This window comes from Deferrisoma palaeochoriense, from assembly GCF_054656955.1.
Window position 1 is genome coordinate 1 of sequence record NZ_BAAHXI010000212.1, and the last position, 289, is coordinate 289.

The window sequence follows — 289 nt, forward strand, 5'->3', positions numbered from 1 at the left end:
TCGGGCCCCTCGTCGATCCCGGTGCCGCTCGTCACGATGCCGAACCGGTTGGCGCAGATCGTGGCCCCCTCCCGGGCGGCCGCCACGATCTCGTCGGGGTCCCGGAGGTCGTACACCGGCGCCTCGGTGCGGTGGTGGGCCGACTGGGCGCAGAAGGCGCAGTCCTCGGGGCACCGGCCGCTCTTGGCGTTCACGATGCCGCAGAGCTCCACGTCGTAGCCCTTGAAATGCCGGGCGATCCGGTTGGCCGCCGGGAAGAGCTCGTACACGGCCGGGCCCTCGAGCTCCA

General features: G+C 72.3%; 1 pseudogene. It reads right to left on the reverse strand.

Going from position 1 to position 289, the window contains the following annotated elements:
- Nucleotides 1–289: pseudogene (locus ACYQ8L_RS18740) on the reverse strand (biotin synthase BioB); the annotation flags it as partial.